General features: G+C 69.2%; 12 protein-coding genes and 3 pseudogenes. 10 read left to right on the forward strand and 5 right to left on the reverse strand.

The features are described 5' to 3' along the window. The first annotated feature begins 151 nt into the window (after positions 1-151). From gloB to lpdA, 9 genes and pseudogenes are all read left to right on the forward strand, one after another. Positions 152-931, forward strand: a complete 780-nt coding sequence (gene gloB / locus DK389_RS12390) for a hydroxyacylglutathione hydrolase (protein WP_109889947.1) — start codon at positions 152-154, stop codon at positions 929-931. Between the two features lie 304 nt (positions 932-1235). Next, entirely contained in the window at positions 1236-1883 is a 648-nt protein-coding gene (locus DK389_RS12395) for a TetR family transcriptional regulator (protein WP_109889949.1), read from the forward strand. Positions 1884-2184: 301 nt separating this feature from the next. Beyond that, positions 2185-3146, forward strand: a pseudogene (gene mdh, locus DK389_RS12400) (malate dehydrogenase). A gap of 74 nt (positions 3147-3220) precedes the next feature. Further along, positions 3221-4417 carry an ADP-forming succinate--CoA ligase subunit beta gene (gene sucC, locus DK389_RS12405; protein ID WP_109889366.1) on the forward strand — a complete coding sequence of 399 codons (1197 nt, stop codon included), beginning with the start codon at positions 3221-3223 and terminating at the stop codon, positions 4415-4417. A gap of 1 nt (position 4418) precedes the next feature. Then, positions 4419-5302, forward strand: a pseudogene (sucD, locus tag DK389_RS12410) (succinate--CoA ligase subunit alpha). A gap of 167 nt (positions 5303-5469) precedes the next feature. Next, positions 5470-8454: a 2-oxoglutarate dehydrogenase E1 component gene (locus DK389_RS12415; protein ID WP_109889951.1), complete on the forward strand. Its 2985-nt coding sequence runs from the start codon at positions 5470-5472 to the stop codon at positions 8452-8454. 7 nt (positions 8455-8461) lie between these two features. Next, positions 8462-8764: a YciI family protein gene (locus DK389_RS12420; RefSeq protein WP_109889953.1), complete on the forward strand. Its 303-nt coding sequence runs from the start codon at positions 8462-8464 to the stop codon at positions 8762-8764. Between the two features lie 52 nt (positions 8765-8816). Next, positions 8817-10118 (forward strand): 2-oxoglutarate dehydrogenase complex dihydrolipoyllysine-residue succinyltransferase, encoded by a 1302-nt coding sequence (odhB, locus tag DK389_RS12425; protein ID WP_109889954.1) that lies wholly within the window; start codon positions 8817-8819, stop codon positions 10116-10118. 157 nt (positions 10119-10275) lie between these two features. Next, complete coding sequence (lpdA, locus tag DK389_RS12430) at positions 10276-11682, forward strand: dihydrolipoyl dehydrogenase (RefSeq protein ID WP_109889956.1); 1407 nt, start codon at positions 10276-10278, stop codon at positions 11680-11682. A gap of 9 nt (positions 11683-11691) precedes the next feature. Here lpdA and DK389_RS12435 read toward each other — a convergent pair whose 3' ends face one another. Together DK389_RS12435 and DK389_RS12440 are read right to left on the reverse strand one after the other, a co-directional pair. Next, positions 11692-12564 (reverse strand): response regulator, encoded by an 873-nt coding sequence (locus DK389_RS12435; RefSeq protein ID WP_109889958.1) that lies wholly within the window; start codon positions 12562-12564, stop codon positions 11692-11694. Positions 12565-12739: 175 nt separating this feature from the next. Continuing rightward, positions 12740-13707: pseudogene (locus tag DK389_RS12440) on the reverse strand (tyrosine recombinase XerC). Between the two features lie 141 nt (positions 13708-13848). Between DK389_RS12440 and DK389_RS12445 the strand changes: the two are divergent. Continuing rightward, positions 13849-14244, forward strand: coding sequence for a VOC family protein (locus DK389_RS12445; protein ID WP_109889962.1), 396 nt, complete (start codon positions 13849-13851; stop codon positions 14242-14244). A gap of 16 nt (positions 14245-14260) precedes the next feature. Here the strand turns inward: DK389_RS12445 and DK389_RS12450 are convergent, their stop codons facing one another. From DK389_RS12450 to DK389_RS12460, 3 genes are read right to left on the reverse strand one after another with little or no spacing between them, the layout of a single operon-like run. Next, the gene (locus tag DK389_RS12450; RefSeq protein ID WP_109889964.1) at positions 14261-15025 is read right to left on the reverse strand and encodes a Crp/Fnr family transcriptional regulator; all 765 of its coding nucleotides are present in this window, start codon (positions 15023-15025) and stop codon (positions 14261-14263) included. Continuing rightward, positions 15022-15396, reverse strand: a complete 375-nt coding sequence (locus tag DK389_RS12455) for a response regulator (protein ID WP_236960831.1) — start codon at positions 15394-15396, stop codon at positions 15022-15024. The genes DK389_RS12450 and DK389_RS12455 overlap by 4 nt, the downstream gene beginning before the upstream one ends. A 27-nt stretch (positions 15397-15423) precedes the next feature. Then, positions 15424-18948 carry a CheR family methyltransferase gene (locus DK389_RS12460; RefSeq protein ID WP_418292058.1) on the reverse strand — a complete coding sequence of 1175 codons (3525 nt, stop codon included), beginning with the start codon at positions 18946-18948 and terminating at the stop codon, positions 15424-15426. Positions 18949-18950: the final 2 nt, after the last annotated feature.

Below are 18950 nucleotides of genomic sequence, written 5' to 3' on the forward strand. Positions count from 1 at the left end.
GCACGGGATTGCTCCGCCCGGACCCCTCGCCGAATGGCTCCAAATGCTTCAATGGGGTTGCCGAGCGCCCGCGGCAAGCGGGTCGGCCCGGAACTCGCCGCGCCGGCCCAGGTTCTCCGCGGGATTGAGTCGGCAGACGAGGAGATCCGCCATGGCCGCCCCGAAGCCCGAGATCCGCACCTTCCTCTGCCGCAGCGACAATATCGGCGTGCTGATGCGCGACCCCGCCACGGGGGCCTGCGCGGCGATCGACGTGCCCGAGGCCGCTCCGGTGCTGAAGGTCCTCGACGAGACGGGCTGGCGCCTGACCGACATCCTCGTCACGCACCGCCACGCCGACCACATCGAGGGCATTCCCGAGGTGAAGCGGGCGACGGGCGCCCGGGTCACGGCGCCCGCCAAGGCGGGCGGCGCGGTGCCGGAGGTCGACGTCGCCGTCTCCGAGGGCGACACGGTGCGGGTCGGCGACCTCGCGGGGCAGGTCTGGGAGACGCCGGGGCACTGCGCCGACCACGTCACCTACTGGTTCCGTGATGCCGGGATCGTCTTCGCGGGCGACACCCTGTTCACCCTCGGCTGCGGCCGGGTGATGGAGAGCCCGCCCGAGACCCTGTGGCACTCGCTGACCCGCTTTCTCGCCCTGCCCGATGGGACGGAAGTCTTCAGCGGCCACGATTACGTCCTGTCGAACGCCCGCTTCGCCCTGGCCGCGGAGCCCGATAACGAAAACTTGAAAGCGCGTGCCGAGGAGGCCGAGCGCGCGAGCCGGGAGAACCGCTTCCTCATCCCCTCGACGCTCGGCATCGAGCGGGCTACGAATCCTTTCCTGCGCAGCACCGAGTCGGCGCTCGCCCGTGCGGTCGATCTCAGCCCCGGGGCCGACCCGGCCGCGGTGTTCGTGGCCCTGAGAGCGTGGAAGAATCGGTTCTGATCCGAACCATTCAAGAAAAATTTATTGCCATCTCAAACAAAACTGAACATATGACAGCGGTGGAGCTTTGAAACGCTCCATCGCTCACGGCCCCGGCGGGGCTGCGCACACGTCGTCAGAAGCGTGCAGTGGCGCGCTTCCGTTGGTCAGATGGGGGTCTGTCTCGCCGTATCATCTCTCCCCCTCCCGCCTTCCTCTCCCTTTCGTACAGCCGGAACGCGCCGACGAACCCGAACGGACCGAGACCGTCCGCGAAGACAGGCTTGAGCCAGTCGCGGTCGAGGAGGCCCACGGCCCTGTCCGCATGCCCGGTCGATCGACGGCCCGCCTGACGGGTCCGGCGGCGCGCGCACGCCCGACGCCGGTCTCTGCGGACGTTCGGCTGCTCGCCATCGCGACGGAGCACCTCGCCCGCCTCGGCCCGAAGCGCGTCACCGTCGTCGCGGTGGCCGCCGAAGCCGGCATGACCCATGCGAACGTCTACCGCTACTTCCCGTCGAAGGACGCGCTCCTCGACGCCGTGGCCGGGCGCTGGCTGCGCGACGTCGAGACCCGCCTCGCCGGTATCGCCGATGGGCCCGATCCCGCCGACGACAAGATCGAACGGCTGCTCGGCGCCCTCTCGGCGGTGCAGCGGGATGCCCTCGTCGACGAGCCCAACCTGTTCGCGGTGCATCTCGACGCGACCGTCGAGGCGCGCCCGATCGCACGGCGTCACCGGGTCCGGCTGCGCAGCCTCGTGGAGCGGATCGTCGAGGAGGGCATGGCGACCGGCGCCTTCTCGGCCCGGGACCGCGAGCGGGCCATCGCCTACATCTTCGACGCGAGCTACCGCTTCACCCATCCCCTCGCGATCCAGCACGACTCGGACGTGCCCCGCGATCTTGTCGAGGCCCGGCTCGGCGCCGTGATCCACGCGATCCAGCGCGTCCTGCGCGCGGGCATTTTGTAGGCGAAGTGACAGGATTTAATATCTGTCACTTCGTGCTCCCGGCGGCCAGCCGGACCGCGTGGCCAGCCTAAAGCCTTCGTCCCGCTGAGGTTTCGCGGCAGACCGGTTTGAAACCGGGATCCTCTCTCTGGCCCGAAGCGTGCTTGCCCGACTTTCGGTCGGGTTGAAGCAGGGGGGCTTTTCCGCCACACACCCAGCCACGCCAGCGACCGTGACAGGCGCGCGCTTCGACGCAGATCCCGCGGCTCGATCGAACAGGGCCGTCGGCAGGCATCATTCTGGCAGCGGAGGTTTCTTTTCCATGGCACGTAGCAAGATCGCGCTCATCGGCGCCGGGCAGATCGGCGGAACCCTCGCGCATCTGGCCGGCCTGAAGGAACTCGGCGACGTCGTCCTGTTCGACATCGCGGACGGCGTGCCTCAGGGCAAAGGGCTGGACATCGCAGAATCCGCCCCCGTCGACGGCTTCGACGCCAAGTTCTCGGGCGCCAGCGACTATTCGGCGATCGAGGGCGCCGATGTCGTGATCGTGACGGCGGGCGTGCCGCGCAAGCCCGGCATGAGCCGCGACGACCTCATCGGGATCAACCTCAAGGTGATGGAAGCGGTCGGCGCCGGCATCAAGCAATACGCGCCGAACGCCTTCGTCATCTGCATCACCAACCCGCTCGACGCGATGGTCTGGGCGCTCCAGAAATTCTCGGGGCTGCCGACCAACAAGATCGTCGGCATGGCGGGCGTTCTCGATTCCGCGCGCTTCCGCCACTTCCTCGCCGACGAGTTCAAGGTCTCGGTGGAGGACGTCACCGCCTTCGTGCTCGGCGGCCACGGCGACGACATGGTCCCGCTGGTGCGCTACTCGACGGTGGCCGGCGTGCCGCTGACCGACCTCGTCAAGCTCGGCTGGACGACGCAGGAGAAGCTCGACGCCATGGTCGAGCGGACCCGGAAGGGGGCGGCGAGATCGTCAACCTCCTCAAGACCGGCTCGGCCTTCTACGCGCCCGCGGCCTCGGCCATCGCGATGGCGGAGAGCTACCTGCGCGACAAGAAGCGCGTCCTGCCCTGCGCTGCCTACCTGTCCGGTCAGTACGGCATCGACGGCCTGTTCATCGGCGTGCCGATCGTGATCGGGGCGGACGGCGTCGAGCGCGTTCTCGAGGTCACGTTCAACGGGGACGAGAAGGCGATGTTCGACAAGTCGATCGCCTCGGTGAAGGGCCTGATCGAGGCCTGCAAGGGCATCAACGCCTCGCTCGCCTGAGCGTTTCGGGCGGGAGGCCGGAGGCCGTCCGCCCGCCTCCCCTTCCGCTGCTCGCACCCCCGGACGAGGCTGCCATGAACATACACGAGTATCAGGCGAAGGGGGTTTTGCGGGAGTTCGGGGTTCCGGTCTCGCGGGGTGTTGCGATCTTCGACGCATCGGAGGCGGAGGGCGCGGCGCGCGAGCTTGGCGGTCCGGTCTGGGTGGTCAAGAGCCAGATCCACGCGGGCGGGCGCGGCAAGGGCAGCTTCCAGGGCGCGGCGCCGGGCGCCAAGGGCGGCGTGCGCGTCTCCAAGTCGGCCGAGGAGGTCGTCCAGAACGCCCGCGAGATGCTGGGCCAGACCCTGGTCACCGTGCAGACCGGGCCGGCCGGCAAGCAGGTCAACCGCCTCTACATCGAGGAGGGCGCCCAGATCGCGGCCGAGTTCTACCTCTCGATGCTGGTCGACCGGGCCACGGGCGGCGTCGCCTTCGTGGTCTCGACCGAGGGCGGCATGGACATCGAGGCGGTTGCCCACGACAGCCCGGAGAAGATCCACACCATCCCGGTCGATCCGGCCACCGGCATCCAGCCCCATCACGGCCGCGCGGTGGCGCGCGCCCTCGGCCTGTCGGGGGCCCAGGCCAAGCAGGCCGAGGCGCTGAGCGCCAATCTCTACCGGGCGTTTGTCGAGAAGGACATGAGCCTGCTCGAGATCAACCCGCTGGTGCTGACCGCCACGGGCGAGCTCAAGTGCCTGGACGCCAAGATCGCCTTCGACGGCAACGCGCTCTACCGCCATCCCGACATCGTGGGCCTTCGCGACGAGACCGAGGAGGACGCCAAGGAGATCGAGGCCTCCAAGCACGATCTCGCCTACATCGCGCTGGATGGCACGATCGGCTGCATGGTCAACGGGGCGGGGCTGGCCATGGCCACGCTCGACATCATCAAGCTCTACGGCGAGGAGCCGGCCAACTTCCTGGATGTGGGCGGGGGCGCCAGCGAGGAGAAGGTGACGGCGGCCTTCCAGATCATCACGGCCGATCCGAACGTGAAGGGGATTCTGGTCAACATCTTCGGCGGGATCATGAAGTGCGACGTGATCGCGCGCGGGGTGATCGCGGCGGTGAAGACGGTGGGGCTGTCGGTGCCGCTGGTGGTGCGGCTGGAGGGCACGAACGTGGAGGAGGGCAAGGCGATCATCCGGGGCTCGGGGCTCAACGTGATCCCGGCCGACGATCTGGACGATGCCGCGCAGAAGATCGTGGCCGCGGTGAAGGGAGCCTGACATGTCGGTGATGATCGATGCCAACACCCGGGTGATCTGCCAGGGCTTCACGGGCAAGAACGGCACCTTCCACTCGGAGCAGGCGATCGCCTACGGCACCAAGATGGTGGGGGGCACGAGCCCGGGCAAAGGCGGGGCGACGCATCTGGGGCTGCCGGTGTTCGACACGGTGGCGGAGGCGCGGGAAGCCACGGGGGCGGAGGCGAGCGTGGTCTACGTGCCGCCGCCGGGAGCGGCGGACGCGATCCTGGAGGCGGTGGCGGCGGAGGTGCCGTTGATCGTGTGCATCACGGAGGGGATCCCGGTCCTCGACATGGTGCGGGTGAAGCGGGCGCTGGTGGGCTCGAAGTCGCGGCTTGTGGGCCCGAACTGCCCCGGGATCGTGACGGCGGGGGAGAGCAAGATCGGGATCATGCCGGCCAACATCTTCCGTCCGGGCAGCGTGGGGATCGTGTCGCGGTCGGGCACGCTGACCTACGAGGCGGTGTTCCAGACGACGACGGCGGGTCTTGGCCAGACGACGGCGGTTGGGATCGGGGGGACCCGGTCAAGGGGACGGAGTTCATCGACGTCCTGGAGCTGTTCCTGGCGGATCCGAAGACGGAGTCGATCGTGATGATCGGGGAGATCGGGGGCTCTGCGGAGGAGGAGGCGGCGCAGTTCCTGGCGGACGAGGCGCGGCGGGGCCGCCGGAAGCCGACGGTGGGGTTCATCGCGGGGCGGACGGCGCCGCCGGGGCGGCGGATGGGTCACGCGGGGGCGATCATCTCGGGGGGCAAGGGGGGCGCCGAGGACAAGATCGCGGCGATGGAGGCGGCGGGCATCCGGGTCTCGCCCTCGCCCGCCCGCCTCGGATCAACCCTCGTCGATACCCTCAAGGGATGAGGCCCGCCGGCAGCTGCCCTGCGGCTGCCGCAGCCGCCGCGTACCCATATGAGCGGCAGACGCGCTCCGGCCGATAGCCCGGGACGCGGTCCGAAGACGGTTCAAGGCGGAGCCGGCCGCGCGAGCGGCCCCAGGAATCCTCCGCGCAACTCTGGGATGGACGGACGATGGCACGTCAGGACGTCAACGAAGCGCTCCTCGAAACCTCGTTCCTCTACGGCGGCAACGCCGCCTATATCGAGGAATTGCAGGCGGCCTTCGCGCGCGACCCGAGCTCGGTCGATCCCGAGTGGCAGGACTTCTTCCGCTCCCTCGGCGAGGATGGGACCCTCGTCGAGAAGAACGCCGCCGGCGCATCCTGGGAGAAGCCGAACTGGCCGGTGCCGCTCAACGGCGAGATCGTCTCCGCCCTCGACGGGAACTGGGGCGCCCTGGAGAAGGCGATCGGCGACAAGATCGTCGCGCGCGACGCCGGCAAGGAGAAGGGGGCCGCCGGCGCCGCCATCGTCGCCAAGACCGGCGTCTCGGTCGAGCAGGCGACCAAGGATTCGGTCCGCGCGATCATGCTGATCCGCGCCTACCGCATGCGCGGCCATCTCCACGCCAAGCTCGATCCCCTCGGTCTCGCCCCGCGCGGCGACCACGAGGAGCTGCACCCGCAGCATTACGGTTTCCAGGAGCCGGACTGGGACCGCCCGATCTTCCTCGACAACGTGCTCGGTCTCGAGTTCTCGACCATCCGCGAGATCGTGAAGATCCTGGAGCGCACCTATTGCCAGACGCTCGGCGTCGAGTTCATGCACATCTCCGACCCGGCCGAGAAGGCTTGGATCCAGGAGCGCATCGAGGGCAAGGACAAGGAGATCTCGTTCACGCCGGAAGGGCGCCGCGCGATCCTCAACAAGCTGATCGAGGCGGAGGGCTTCGAGAAGTTCCTCGACCTCAAGTACACCGGCACCAAGCGCTTCGGCCTCGACGGCTCGGAATCGATGGTCCCGGCGTTGGAGCAGATCATCAAGCGCGGTGGCGCCCTCGGCGTCGAGGAGATCGTGCTGGGCATGGCCCATCGCGGCCGCCTCAACGTGCTGACCAACGTGATGGCCAAGCCCTTCCGGGCGGTCTTCAACGAGTTCAAGGGCGGTTCGTCCTCGCCGGCCGAGGTCGAGGGCTCGGGCGACGTGAAATACCATCTCGGCGCCTCGTCCGACCGCAACTTCGACGGCAACGACGTCCACCTCTCGCTCACCGCCAACCCCTCGCATCTCGAGATCGTCGATCCGGTGGTGCTGGGTAAGGTGCGCGCCAAGCAGGATCAGTTGGCCAAGCCCAATGTCGACCGCAAGAAGGTGCTGCCACTCCTCATCCACGGCGACGCGGCCTTCGCGGGCCAGGGCGTGGTGGCGGAGTGCTTCGGCCTGTCGGGCCTGAAGGGCCACCGCACCGGCGGCTCCGTCCACTTCATCATCAACAACCAGATCGGCTTCACGACCGACCCGCGCTTCTCGCGCTCCTCGCCCTATCCGTCCGACGTGGCGAAGATGGTCGAGGCGCCGATCTTCCACTGCAACGGCGACGACCCGGAGGCCGTGACCTTCGCGGCCAAGGTCGCCACCGAGTACCGGCAGAAATTCGGCAAGCCCGTCGTGGTGGACATGCTCTGCTACCGGCGCTTCGGCCACAACGAGGGCGACGAGCCCGCCTTCACGCAGCCGAAGATGTACCAGCGGATCCGCAAGCATCCGACGGTGCTGGAGACCTACGGCCGCAAGCTCGTCGAATCGGGCGCCGTCACGCAGGAGGCCCTCGACGCCCGCAAGGCCGAGTTCCGGGGCATGCTCGACAGCGAACTGGACGTCGCCGGCAACTACAAGGCCAACAAGGCGGATTGGCTCGACGGCCGCTGGTCCGGCTTCAAGGCCGTGCGCGAGGACGTGGACGATCCGCGCCGCGGGCGCACCGGCGTGCCCGCCGAGACGCTCCGCGAGATCGGCCAGAAGATCACGCAGGCGCCCCCCGGCTTCCACCTGCACCGGACCATCCAGCGCTTCCTCGACAACCGCGCCAAGGCGGTGGAGACGGGGCAGGGCATCGATTGGGCGACCGCCGAGGCGCTGGCCTTCGGCTCTCTCCTCCTCGAAGGCCACCGGGTCCGTCTTTCCGGCCAGGACGTCGAGCGCGGCACCTTCTCGCAGCGCCACGCCGTCGTGGTCGACCAGGAGAACGAGCAGCGCTACACGCCGCTAAATTCCGTCCGCGAGGGGCAGGCGCACCTGGAGGTCATCAACTCGATGCTCTCCGAGGAGGCGGTGCTCGGCTTCGAGTACGGCTACTCGCTCGCCGAGCCGAACGCCCTCGTCCTGTGGGAGGCGCAGTTCGGCGACTTCGCCAACGGCGCGCAGGTCGTCGTCGACCAGTTCATCTCGAGCGGCGAGCGCAAGTGGCTGCGCATGTCCGGCCTCGTGATGCTGCTGCCGCACGGCTACGAGGGGCAGGGCCCGGAGCACTCCTCCGCGCGCCTTGAGCGCTACCTGCAGATGTGCGCCGAGGACAACATGCAGGTCGCCAACGTCACCACGCCCTCGAACTACTTCCACATCCTGCGTCGCCAGTTGAAGCGCGACTTCCGCAAGCCGCTCGTGCTGATGACCCCGAAATCGCTCCTGCGCCACAAGCGGGCGGTCTCGAGCCTCGACGCGATCTCGGAGGATTCGACCTTCCACCGCATCCTGTGGGACGACGCGGAGCACGAGGAGGGCGGCATCAAGCTCGTCAAGGACGACAAGGTGCGGCGCGTCGTGCTCTGTTCGGGCAAGGTCTACTACGACCTCTACGAGGAGCGCGAGAAGCGCGGCGTCAGCGATGTCTACCTGATGCGCGTCGAGCAGCTCTACCCGTTCCCCCTCAAGGCCCTCGCCACGGAGATGAGCCGCTTCCGCAACGCGGAGGTGGTCTGGTGCCAGGAGGAGCCCAAGAACATGGGCTCTTGGAGCTTCGTCGAGCCCTACCTCGAGTGGGTGCTCGGCCAGGCCGGCGCCTCGGTGAAGCGGGTCCGCTACGTCGGCCGCCCGGCCTCCGCCTCGACGGCGGTGGGCCAGATGTCGAAGCATCAGGCGCAGCTCCAGGCCTTCCTCAACGAGGCGCTGGCGGTCTGAGCGGACGATGGCCTACTTCCTGCTCCGCCTGACGCCGCCTCGGCCGACCTTCCCGTTCGACGCGACGGAAGGCGAGAAGGCGCTGTTCCACGAGCACGCGGCCTACTGGTTGGAGCGGGCCGAGGCCGGCGCCGCCCTCGCGGTCGGGCCGGTCTTCGAGGCTTCGGGCGCCTGGGGCCTCGCCCTCGTCGAGGCGGAGGACGAGGACGCCGCGCGCGCCCTCGGGGAGGGCGACCCGGTCATCCTCGCGGCAGCCGGGTTCACCTACGCCGTCTCGGCCGTTCCGTCGTTGATCCTGCGGCCCCATTGAGCCCGGCCGCGCACTAGTCAGAGGAGGTCCCCGCAGCGGGGGCATAGAGAGCATGGCAACCGACATCCTCGTCCCGACGCTCGGCGAATCCGTGAGCGAGGCCACGATCGGCCGCTGGTTCAAGAAGCCCGGCGATACGGTGGCGGCCGACGAGCCCCTCGTCGAGCTGGAGACCGACAAGGTGACGCTCGAGGTCAACGCCCCGGCCGCGGGCGAGCTCGGCGAGATCCTGGTCCAGGACGGCGAGACGGTGGAGCCCGGCGCGCTCCTCGGCTCGATCGTGGAGGCCGGCGCGGGCGGCTCCAAGGCGCCCGAGAAGCCGGCTGCGAAGACCGAGACCAAGGCCGAGAGCCGCAGCGAGGCTCCGAAGCGGGGCGCCGAGGACGCACCCGCCCGGGAATCGGCCGCGGCCTACGGCAACCACGGCGACGCGGCGCCGGCCGGCGCCCGCCAGGGCAGCGACCACGGCCCGGCCGTGGCGAAGCTCGCCCGCGAATCGGGCGTCGATCCGTCGAGCATCAACGGCAGCGGCAAGGACGGCCGGGTGACGAAGGGCGACATGCTGGCGGCGATGGCCAAGGGCCCCGCCCAGCCGGCCCCCGCCAAGGAGGCGCGGCCCACCCTGCCGCGGGCGCCGTCCGCACCGGACGACGCCGCGCGCGAGGAGCGCGTGCGCATGACGAAGCTGCGCCAGACCATCGCGCGCCGCCTCAAGGACGCGCAGGACACGGCCGCGATGCTGACGACGTTCAACGACGTCGACATGTCCGCCGTCATGGCGATGCGCGCCCAGTACAAGGACATTTTCGAGAAGAAGCACGGCACGAAGCTCGGCTTCATGGGCTTCTTCACGAAGGCGGTGATCGGCGCGCTCAAGGACGTGCCGGCCGTCAACGCCGAGATCGACGGGCAGGACATCGTCTACAAGAACTACTACCACGTCGGCATCGCGGTCGGCACGGACAAGGGCCTCGTCGTGCCGGTGGTGCGCGACGCGGACGATCTGTCCATCGCCGGCATCGAGAAGAAGATCGCCGGCTTCGGCAAGAAGGCCCGCGAGGGCAAGCTGTCGATCGACGAGATGCAGGGCGGCACCTTCACGATCACCAACGGCGGCATCTACGGCTCGCTGATGTCGACGCCGATCCTCAACGCGCCGCAATCGGGCATCCTCGGCATGCATCGCATCGAGGAGCGCCCGGTGGTCCGCGCCGGCAAGATCGAGGCGCGGCCGATGATGTACCTCGCCCTGTCCTACGACCACCGCATCGTGGACGGGAAGGAGGCCGTGACCTTCCTCGTGCGGGTCAAGGAGGCCCTGGAGGATCCGGGCCGGCTCGTGCTGGACCTGTAATCGCGGCGTCTCACAGCCCACCCATTCAGAGCGCGAGCCCTCGGGGTCACGAGGGACGCGCGCCGATCCGGAAGACGAGGTGTCCGGCATCGCTGGGCCGCAAGGATAGCTGCGGCGTGCCATCGAGCCCGAGATGCCGGAAGGAAGACCGCATACCATGAGCAGCTACGATCTCGTCGTCATCGGCACCGGCCCCGGGGGCTATGTCTGCGCCATCCGGGCGGCCCAGCTCGGGCTGAAGACGGCGGTCGTGGAGAAGCGGGCGACCCATGGCGGCACCTGCCTCAACGTCGGCTGCATTCCCTCGAAGGCGCTGCTCCACGCCTCCGAGGCGTTCCAGGAGGCGGGCAAGCACTTCGCCGATCTCGGCGTGATCGTCGGCGAGCCGAAGCTCGACCTCACGAAGATGATGGCCTTCAAGGACGAGGGCGTCGCCGGCAACACCAAGGGCGTCGAGTTCCTGCTCAAGAAGAACGGCGTCGACACCTATCACGGCACCGGCCGCCTCGCCGGCGCCGGCCGCGTCGAGGTGATCGCCGAGGATGGCGGCAACCAACTCCTCGAGACCAAGAACGTGGTCATCGCCACGGGCTCGGACGTGGCGAAGCTGCCCGGGGTCAGCATCGACGAGAGGGTCGTCGTCTCCTCCACGGGCGCGCTCGAACTGGAAAGCGTACCGAAGAAGCTCGTCGTGATCGGCGCAGGCGTGATCGGGCTCGAACTCGGCTCGGTCTGGCGCCGGCTCGGCTCCGAGGTCGTGGTGGTCGAGTATCTCGACCGGGTGCTGCCGGGCATGGACGGCGAGGTCGGCAAGCAGTTCCAGCGGATCCTTGGCAAGCAGGGCATCACCTTCAAGCTGTCGGCGAAGGTCACCGGCGTCGAAGTGGGCAAGAAGGGCGGCGCCACCGTCACCGTCGAGCCGGCTGCGGGTGGCGAGGCCGAGAAGATCCAGGCCGACGTCGTCCTCGTCGCCATCGGCCGCGTTCCCTTCACGGACGGGCTCGGGCTGGAGACGGTCGGCGTCCAGACCGACAACAAGGGCCGCATCCAGACGGACAGCCAGTACGCCACCAACGTCACCGGCATCTACGCGATCGGCGACGTGATCGCAGGGCCGATGCTCGCCCACAAGGCGGAGGACGAGGGCGTCGCGGTCGCCGAGATCCTGGCCGGCCAGTCGGGCCACGTGAATTACGGGGTGATCCCGAACGTGGTCTACACCTTCCCGGAGGTGGCCTCGGTCGGCCGGACCGAGGAGGAGCTGAAGAAGGAGGGCATCCGCTACAATGCGGGCAAGTTCCCCTTCACGGCGAACGGCCGCGCGAAGGTGAACCACACCACCGACGGCTTCGTGAAGATCCTGGCCGACGCCGACACCGACCGGGTGCTGGGCGTCCACATCGTCGGGGCGGATGCAGGCAACCTCATCGCCGAGGTCGCGGTCGCGATGGAGTTCGGCGCGAGCGCGGAGGACGTCGCGCGCACCTGCCACGCGCACCCGACCCTCACGGAGGCGGTCAAGGAGGCGGCGCTCGCCGTCGGCAAGCGCGCGCTTCACATCTGACGGCGCTCCTCAGGCGCTGCGCCGGGCCGGGACGAAGTCGGCGACCCGCAGGAGCGCGGTCGGCGCGGGCGCGGCGGTCTGCGCGTTGAGGAGATAGGGGCGGCGCAGGCCGAGCGCGTGGTGCAGCGCGAGGTCGATGTCGCGCGCGTAGAACGGCATCTTCAGTACGAACGACACGCCGAAGAAGCGCGCCGCATGGGCGATCGGCTCTGGGTCGCCGCTCGTCATCAGGGTCAGTTGCGTCGGCAGCTTGAGGGGCTGGACTTGGCAGGCCAGTTCGAGCCCGTCGAGCCCCGCGAGATTGGCGTCGATGAAGGCCAGCGCGTAGGACCCCATCCGCAGGAGCTTCAGAGCGTGCCGTCCGCTGTCGGTCTCATCGACCGCGAGGTTGAAGCCGCTGCGCGTCAGCACGCGCCCGATCATGCCGCGCCCGGCCTCCGAGGAGGAGGCCAAGAGCACCGAGGTCGGCTGCCGGCGACGGGCATTCGCCCGCAGCAGGTTCTCGATGTGCTCGGGGTCGAGAGGCGTCTTCAGGACCTCGTAGGCGTTGAGGCTCTGGGCAAGCTCCTGCCATTGCGGGAAGACGCGGGCCGCGACGAGGACGAGGCAGGGCAGCGTCGCGCCGCGCTTGCGGGCGAGGGCCACCGCCTCCGGTCCGCTCAGGCCGTCGAGCTGCAGGCCGACGAAGCCGAGGGCCGGCCGGTGCGTCAGGACGGCGTCGATGAGATCCTCGCCCGATTTCGCCTCGACGATCGTGGCGGCCGGATCGAACCGCCGAACGATCGCGGCGAGGCTCGTCCGGCGGCCGGCATCGGCATCCGCGATGAGGACGGTCGCTGTGCCCGTCTCCGGGGCACGCGGCGCGGGGTGGGAGTCCGGCATGGCAATCCGTCGGCTCGAAGGTCGTTTCCGGCAGATCGTAGCTCGGGAAAGGTGTGCGGGCCCTTAACTTGAATTTCCGTTGCGTCCACCCGGCTTCGCGCGATGAAATTTTCGTCGGACTGAAACAAAGCAGTCCAGTTTCGGTCTCTTCGTAATCAACGGAGGATAATTTGAGTCACGGGCGCTGAGCGGCCCGGGGATGAGCCGCGTCGAAGGCGCTCATCAATCGTGCGGCGTCGAGCTTCGTGTAGAGCTGCGTCGTCGAGAGCGAGGCGTGACCGAGCAGCTCCTGGATCGCCCGCAGCTCTCCCCGGCGGGCGAGGAGATGCGTCGCGAAGGAGTGGCGCAGGGCATGCGGCGTGGCGCTGTCCGGCAGGCCGAGGGCGCCCCGCATGGCGGCCACGGCGTACTGGATGACGCGGGGGAGAGCGGGCCGCCGCGGGCGCCGACGAAGAGCGCGTCGTCCGGGTCGAGGGTGTAGGGGCAGGCCTTGAGGTACGCCGCCACCGCCTCGGCCACCACGGGCAGGACCGGGACCATGCGGACCTTGCCGCCCTTGCCCGTCACCGTGACGGCGTCGATCCCGGTCAGGGGCGCGTCCTTGCGGGCGATCCCGAGCGCCTCCGAGATGCGCAGGCCCGCCCCGTAGAGGAGCGCCAGCACCGCGGCGTCCCGGGCGAGGATCCAGGGCTCGCGGTCCTCGCCTTCCCGCAGGTCGGTCCGCGTCATCGCGCGAGCGGCCGCGACCCCGAGCGGGCGGGGCAGGCGCCGCTCGACCTTGGGCGAGCGCACGGCGCCGAGGGCGGCCACGGTGCCGTGGCCCTCGCGCTCCAAGTAGCGGGCGAAGGAACGCACGCCGGCGAGCGCCCGCATCAGGGAGCGTCCGCCGATGCCCTCCGCCCGCCGCGCCGCCATGAAGGCGCGCACGTCGCGCGGCTTCAGCGCGACGAGGTCGGGGATGCGGGGCGTACCGCGCCGCGCATCGAGATGGAGCAGGAACTGGCGCAGGTCGCGCTCGTAGGCCTCGACCGTGTTGCGCGCCATCCGGCGCTCGCGGCTGAGCCCGTCCGCCCAGGCCCGCACCGCCTCCCGCAGGGCCGCGTCTCCGGGTGGCGTGGGGTCGAGGGCCGGGGGAGCTGGCATCCGGGATCCTGCCGCGTGGTGGGTCACGATTGGGATAGGCTCGCGCCGGTTGACGCTCCGTTGCGAAGCGTAAGGGGCTCGCCGGATCGGCGATGGCCGCCAGATACGGGTGGGCCGTTCAGAGAGAGGCGTTTCCCGCACATGTCCAAGCCCGTCCACAGCATGGTCCGCATCCTCGACGAGGCGCGATCGCGCGACTACTACGCCCGCGCCTTCGGCCTCGAAGTCGCCGACCGGTTCGATTTTCCCGACTTCACCCTGATCTACCTGCGCGATCCCGCCTCGCCGTTCGAGCTCGAGCTGACGGTCAACAAGGGGCGCAGCGAACCCTACAACCTCGGCGACGGGTACGGCCACATCGCCGTGGTCGTCGACGACGTGGAGGCCGAGCACGCCCGCTTCGCGAAGGAGGGCCTGCCCGCCACTCCGGTGAAGGAGCTGAAGCACGGCGATACGCCGCTCGCCAAGTTCTTCTTCGCGACGGATCCGGACGGCTACAAGATCGAGGTGATCCAGCGGGGCGGCCGTTTCGCCTGAGCGCCGGAGGGCAGCCTCAGGAGCGGCCCAGCATCGTCGCGAGCGGGACGTAATCGGTCAGGCCGGCGAGGCTCTTCGGCTCGACGAGGGTCACCTGCGTTCCGGTGATGCGGACGAGGCCGTCGCGGCGCAATTGCTGGATCGTCCGGTTGGTGTGGACGATGCTGAGGCCCAGCGTGTCGGCCAGGATCTCCTGCGTGACAGGCAGGGTGAAGCTGTCGCCCTTCTCGACCCCTGCGAGGCACAGCCGCTCGCGCAGTTCGAGGAAGAGAGGGCCGACGCGCTCGTAGGCGGTCTGCCGGCCGAGCCGCGTCACCTGATGGGAGAGGAGCGCCTCCTCGGCGGCGGCGAGGGCGCGCAGGGCCCGGGCCAGCGGCGCGTCCCGGCTCGGCAGCGCGAGGCCCATCGTCCGGAGCGGCTCGGCATCCGCCACGACCATGGCGGTCAAGCTCACGGCGGCGGCGTAGCGCAGGGGCGCGCGGTGCGGATCGACCCCGATCACGTCGCCGGGCAGCACGAAGCCGAGGATCTGCCTGCGCCCGTCGGCGAGGATGCGCTGGCGCGCGCCCCATCCCGCCCCGACGAGGAGGGGCGCGCCCGCCGGACCCTCGGCGCCCGCGAGGCCGGTGCGGGGGGGAGCGGACCGCGCGCGCAGGCCGAGGCCGGCCAGCGTCTCGCGGAGGGGTTCCATGACGCCGGACGGGAACGCGGCCAGCGCCTCGATGCGACGGGCGAGCGGCTCGATCGGAGCCGAGAGGGTCTCATCCCGGGCCGCGATCACGAGAGCCGACCTCCGGGCCGGTCGATCAGCCTCGCCACCGCCCGCATCAGATCGGCCGCCCGGAACGGCTTCTCTACGCGCGGCACACCGCTGAAGGTCGGCGGCAGGATCCCCTCGTCGACACCCGTCGCGAACACGATGGGCACATCCTTGCGCATGAGTTCCTCGGCGAGACGGTAGACGTCCTCGCCGGGCAGGTTGATATCGAGGATCGCGATGTCGACGGCCTGCGTCCGGCTGAGACTGAGAGCGCGCTCCAGGTTCGGTGCCGGCCCGACCACCTGCGCGCCCTGCGCGCCCAGGGCCTGAGCGATGTCGCAGGCCAGGATGTACTGGTCCTCGACCACCAGCACGCGGCGGCCAGAGAGCAAGGCAGCGTCGCCTGAATCCGCCATCGCTCAACCCCCAGCTTCGTCCGCCGCGTGGGCTTCGACCTCGATGAGGACCGCCTCGGCGGAATCACTCAAGGGCATCTCGATCACGCAGCGGACGCCGCCGGGCGAGAATTCGAGGGCGGTCGTCGCGCCGAGCTCGTAGGTGAGGCCGTCCTCGATCAGCTCGCGGCCGAAGCCGCGCCGGGCCGGGCCGGTATCCAACATCCGGACCCCGCTCTCGCGCCACTCGAGCAGGAGGCGCCGGTCGCCGTCCTGGCCGAAGGCACGCCAAGAGATCGTCACGTGCCCGTCCGGGCCGGTGAGCGCGCCGTACTTGATCGCGTTCGTCACGAGTTCGTGGAGAGCGAGCCCCAGGGTCTCGGCGGCCTTCTGGCGCAGGCGCACGCCGGGGCCCGAGAGGGAGACCTGCGCGCCGTCGCGGGCCGCGTGGTGGATGACTTCGTCGCCGATCAGTTCGGCCAAGTCGATGCTCGAATCGGCCGTGCGGGTCAGGATGTTCTGGGTCCGCGCAAGAGCGCCGATGCGCCCGTCGAAATGGGCCAGGAACCCGTCCAGGGTCGCGGTGCTCTCGGCGGTGCGCTTGGCGAGCGAGCGCACCACGGCCAGGATGTTCTTCACCCGGTGCTGCAACTCGGCGAGGAGGAGGCGCTGGCGATCCTCGGCGCGGCGCCGCTCGTGCGTGTCCGTGCAGGAGCCGAACCACTTCACGATCGTGCCGTCGGCGTCGCGCATGGCCTCGGCGCGCGTGGTGAACCAGCGATAGTGGCCCTTCCGGTCGCGGAACCGCAACTCCACCTCGAAGGAGCGGCCGCTCTCGCCTGCCTTGGCCCAGGCGGCGTCCGTCGCCTCCCGGTCCTCCGGATGGACCGCCGATGTCCAACCCTGGCCGAGTGCCCTTCCGTCCTCCAAGCCGGTGTACTCGTAGAAGCGCGGGTGCACGTAATCGCACTGGACCTCCGGCGTCATCGTGAACAGGAAGGCGGGCACGGCCCGCTCCATGTGGTGGTACCGCTCCTGCGTCTCCTTGAGGGCGCGCTCGGCCCGCGCGGCTGCCGTGATGTCGAGGAAGGTCATCACCACGCCGGCGATGAAGTTGTCGATGTTTCTGTAAGGTAGCACACGTACGAGATAGCGCGCGCCCGAACTCGGATTTTCCACCTCTCGTTCGATGGTGCCGAGCGTGCGCAGGACGCGCCGGATATCATCCTGAAGGTCCTGGTACGCGATGAGCGGCGCGATGTGGGTGATCGGCCGGCCGAGGTCGCTCTCGATCAGGTGGAAGATCTCGACGACTGACGGCGTGAAACTCTTCACGCAGAAGTTATTGTCGAGGAACACGGTCGCGATCTGCGTGCTCTCGAGCAGGTTCTTGAGGTCGCTGTTCGCCCGGTCGAGCTCGTTGACGCGGTGGCCCAGCTCGCTGTTGACGGTCTGCAATTCCTCGTTCGTCGATTGCAGCTCCTCCTTCGAGGTCTCCAACTCCTCGTTGGCCGATTGCAACTCCTCGTTGACGGACTGGTATTCCTCGTTCGAGGATTTCAGCTCCTCGTTCGTGCTCTCCAGTTCCTCGATCGTCGCCTGCAGGCGCTCGCGGGTGAGGCGCAGTTCCGCTTCGAGGCGCTGCACGTGCTCGTCGCGGACGAAGTTCGGTGCAGGCTCGGCGGCCTCGTCGCCCTCCAGGATCTCGCCGTCCTGGAACAGGACCACGTAGCTCGTCGCGTCGTCCGGGCTCAGGCGGATCGGCTCGACGACCAAGGTGACCACCCGACGATGCCCGTTCAGCCCGATCTGGATGCGTTCGGCCTTCACCGGCTTGCCCTCGGCCTCCGCTTTGTGGAGGGCTGCCCGCAGGTCGAGGCGCAGGTCGCGGTGCGCGAGATTGAGGAGGTTGAGGCTCGCCGCGCCCGGCGAGGGCGCGAGATAGTGCCCGGTCCGGCCGGAGAAGTGCAGCACCTCGTAGGCCGAATCCGTGATCACGTAGGCCGGGGCGTAGCGCTCGGCGACCTGCTCCGCCCGTCGCGTCAGGGTGCCGGTGACCTCGCGGGTGCGCACGTCCTTCTCGGCCGCGGGCCCATTCCGATCGCTCGACGCCGCTAGGGGGAAATCGGGCAGGACGCGGGTGACGCTGTCGAGCCGGCGAAAGATCCGGTAGCGCCGGTCTGCCGGCACGAAGATCTTGTTGTGGCGGGTGACGTTCTCGGAATTGCCGAGGAACAGGTAGCCGCCTGGGCGCAGGGCGAAGTGGAACAGGGGAATGACCCGGTTCTGCAGGTCGTTGTTGAGGTAGATCAAGAGGTTGCGGCAGGAGACGAGGTCGAGGCGCGAGAAGGGCGCGTCCTTGATCACGCTGTGCTGGGAGAAGATGCACATCTCCCGCAACTCCTTGACGACACAGTAGGTGTTGCCCTCCCGCACGAACCAGCGGGCGAGCCGTTCCCGGCTCATGGTCTGCGCGATGGTCTCGGTGTAGCGGCCGACGCGGGCCGCGGCCAAAGCCCGGCCGTCGATGTCGGTGGCGAAGATCTGTACCTGCGGCACCAAGTCGAGCTTGGCCATGTGCTCGCGCAGAAGGATCGCGATGGAATAGGCCTCCTCGCCCGTCGCGCAGCCGAGAACCCAGATACGGACCTGGTCCCCCGGACCCTTGCCGGCAAACAGCTTCGGCACGACCTCAGTTTCGAGGAACTCGAACTCGCCCGCATCCCGGAAGAACTGGGTCACGCCGATCAGGAGGTCGTTGAAGAGGTGCTGCACCTCGGCCGGGTCGGAGCGCAGGAAGTCGATGTAGCCCTCGATCGAATCCGCCTGGGCGACGAGCATCCGCCGCTGGACCCGACGCAGGAAGGTGTTCTGCTTGTAGCCGTGGAAATCGTGGCCGGTCTTGTTGCGCAGCACCGCGGCGATGCGTGTGAGGTTGCGCGTGACCGTCTGACGGAGCGCGCCGGCGGAGCGCGACCGGGTGATGCGCTCGAGATGCCCCGCATAGGTCGCGATGTGCTCCGGCATCTGCTCGGGCCGCATCACGAAATCGACGATCGCCGCCGCGGCGCTACTCGTGGTGATGCCGGTGTCGCGGTCGTCCACGCGCTGCTCGGCCAGCGTCAATCCGCCCCGCTCCTTCACGGCGGTGGCGCCGAGCGTCCCGTCGCTGCCGGTTCCGTCGAGAATGACCGCGACCGCGCGCTCGTTCTGGTCCTCGGCCAGCGAGACGAGGAAGCTGTCGATCGAGCCGCGCTCGGCGGAATCGGCCTCGACGGCCGCCACGCTGAAGCGGCCCTCGCGCACCGCCAGGATGGTCCCGGCATCGGCGAGGTAGACGTGGTCGGCCTCGATGGGGGCGCCGTCGACGATCGCCGCGAGGGTGAGAAGCGGCGAGGCGTGGATCTCGCGCAGCACGCGCTCCGGCTCGGCCGCCTCCCGCTGCTGCAGGACGATGACGTAGGCGAGGTTGCCGCTCTCGCCGAGATGCCCGAAGAAGCGGTCGACGGACTCGATCGCGGCGCTCGTGGCGCCGATGCCGACGATCATCG

Source organism: Methylobacterium durans (assembly GCF_003173715.1).
GTDB lineage: Bacteria > Pseudomonadota > Alphaproteobacteria > Rhizobiales > Beijerinckiaceae > Methylobacterium > Methylobacterium durans.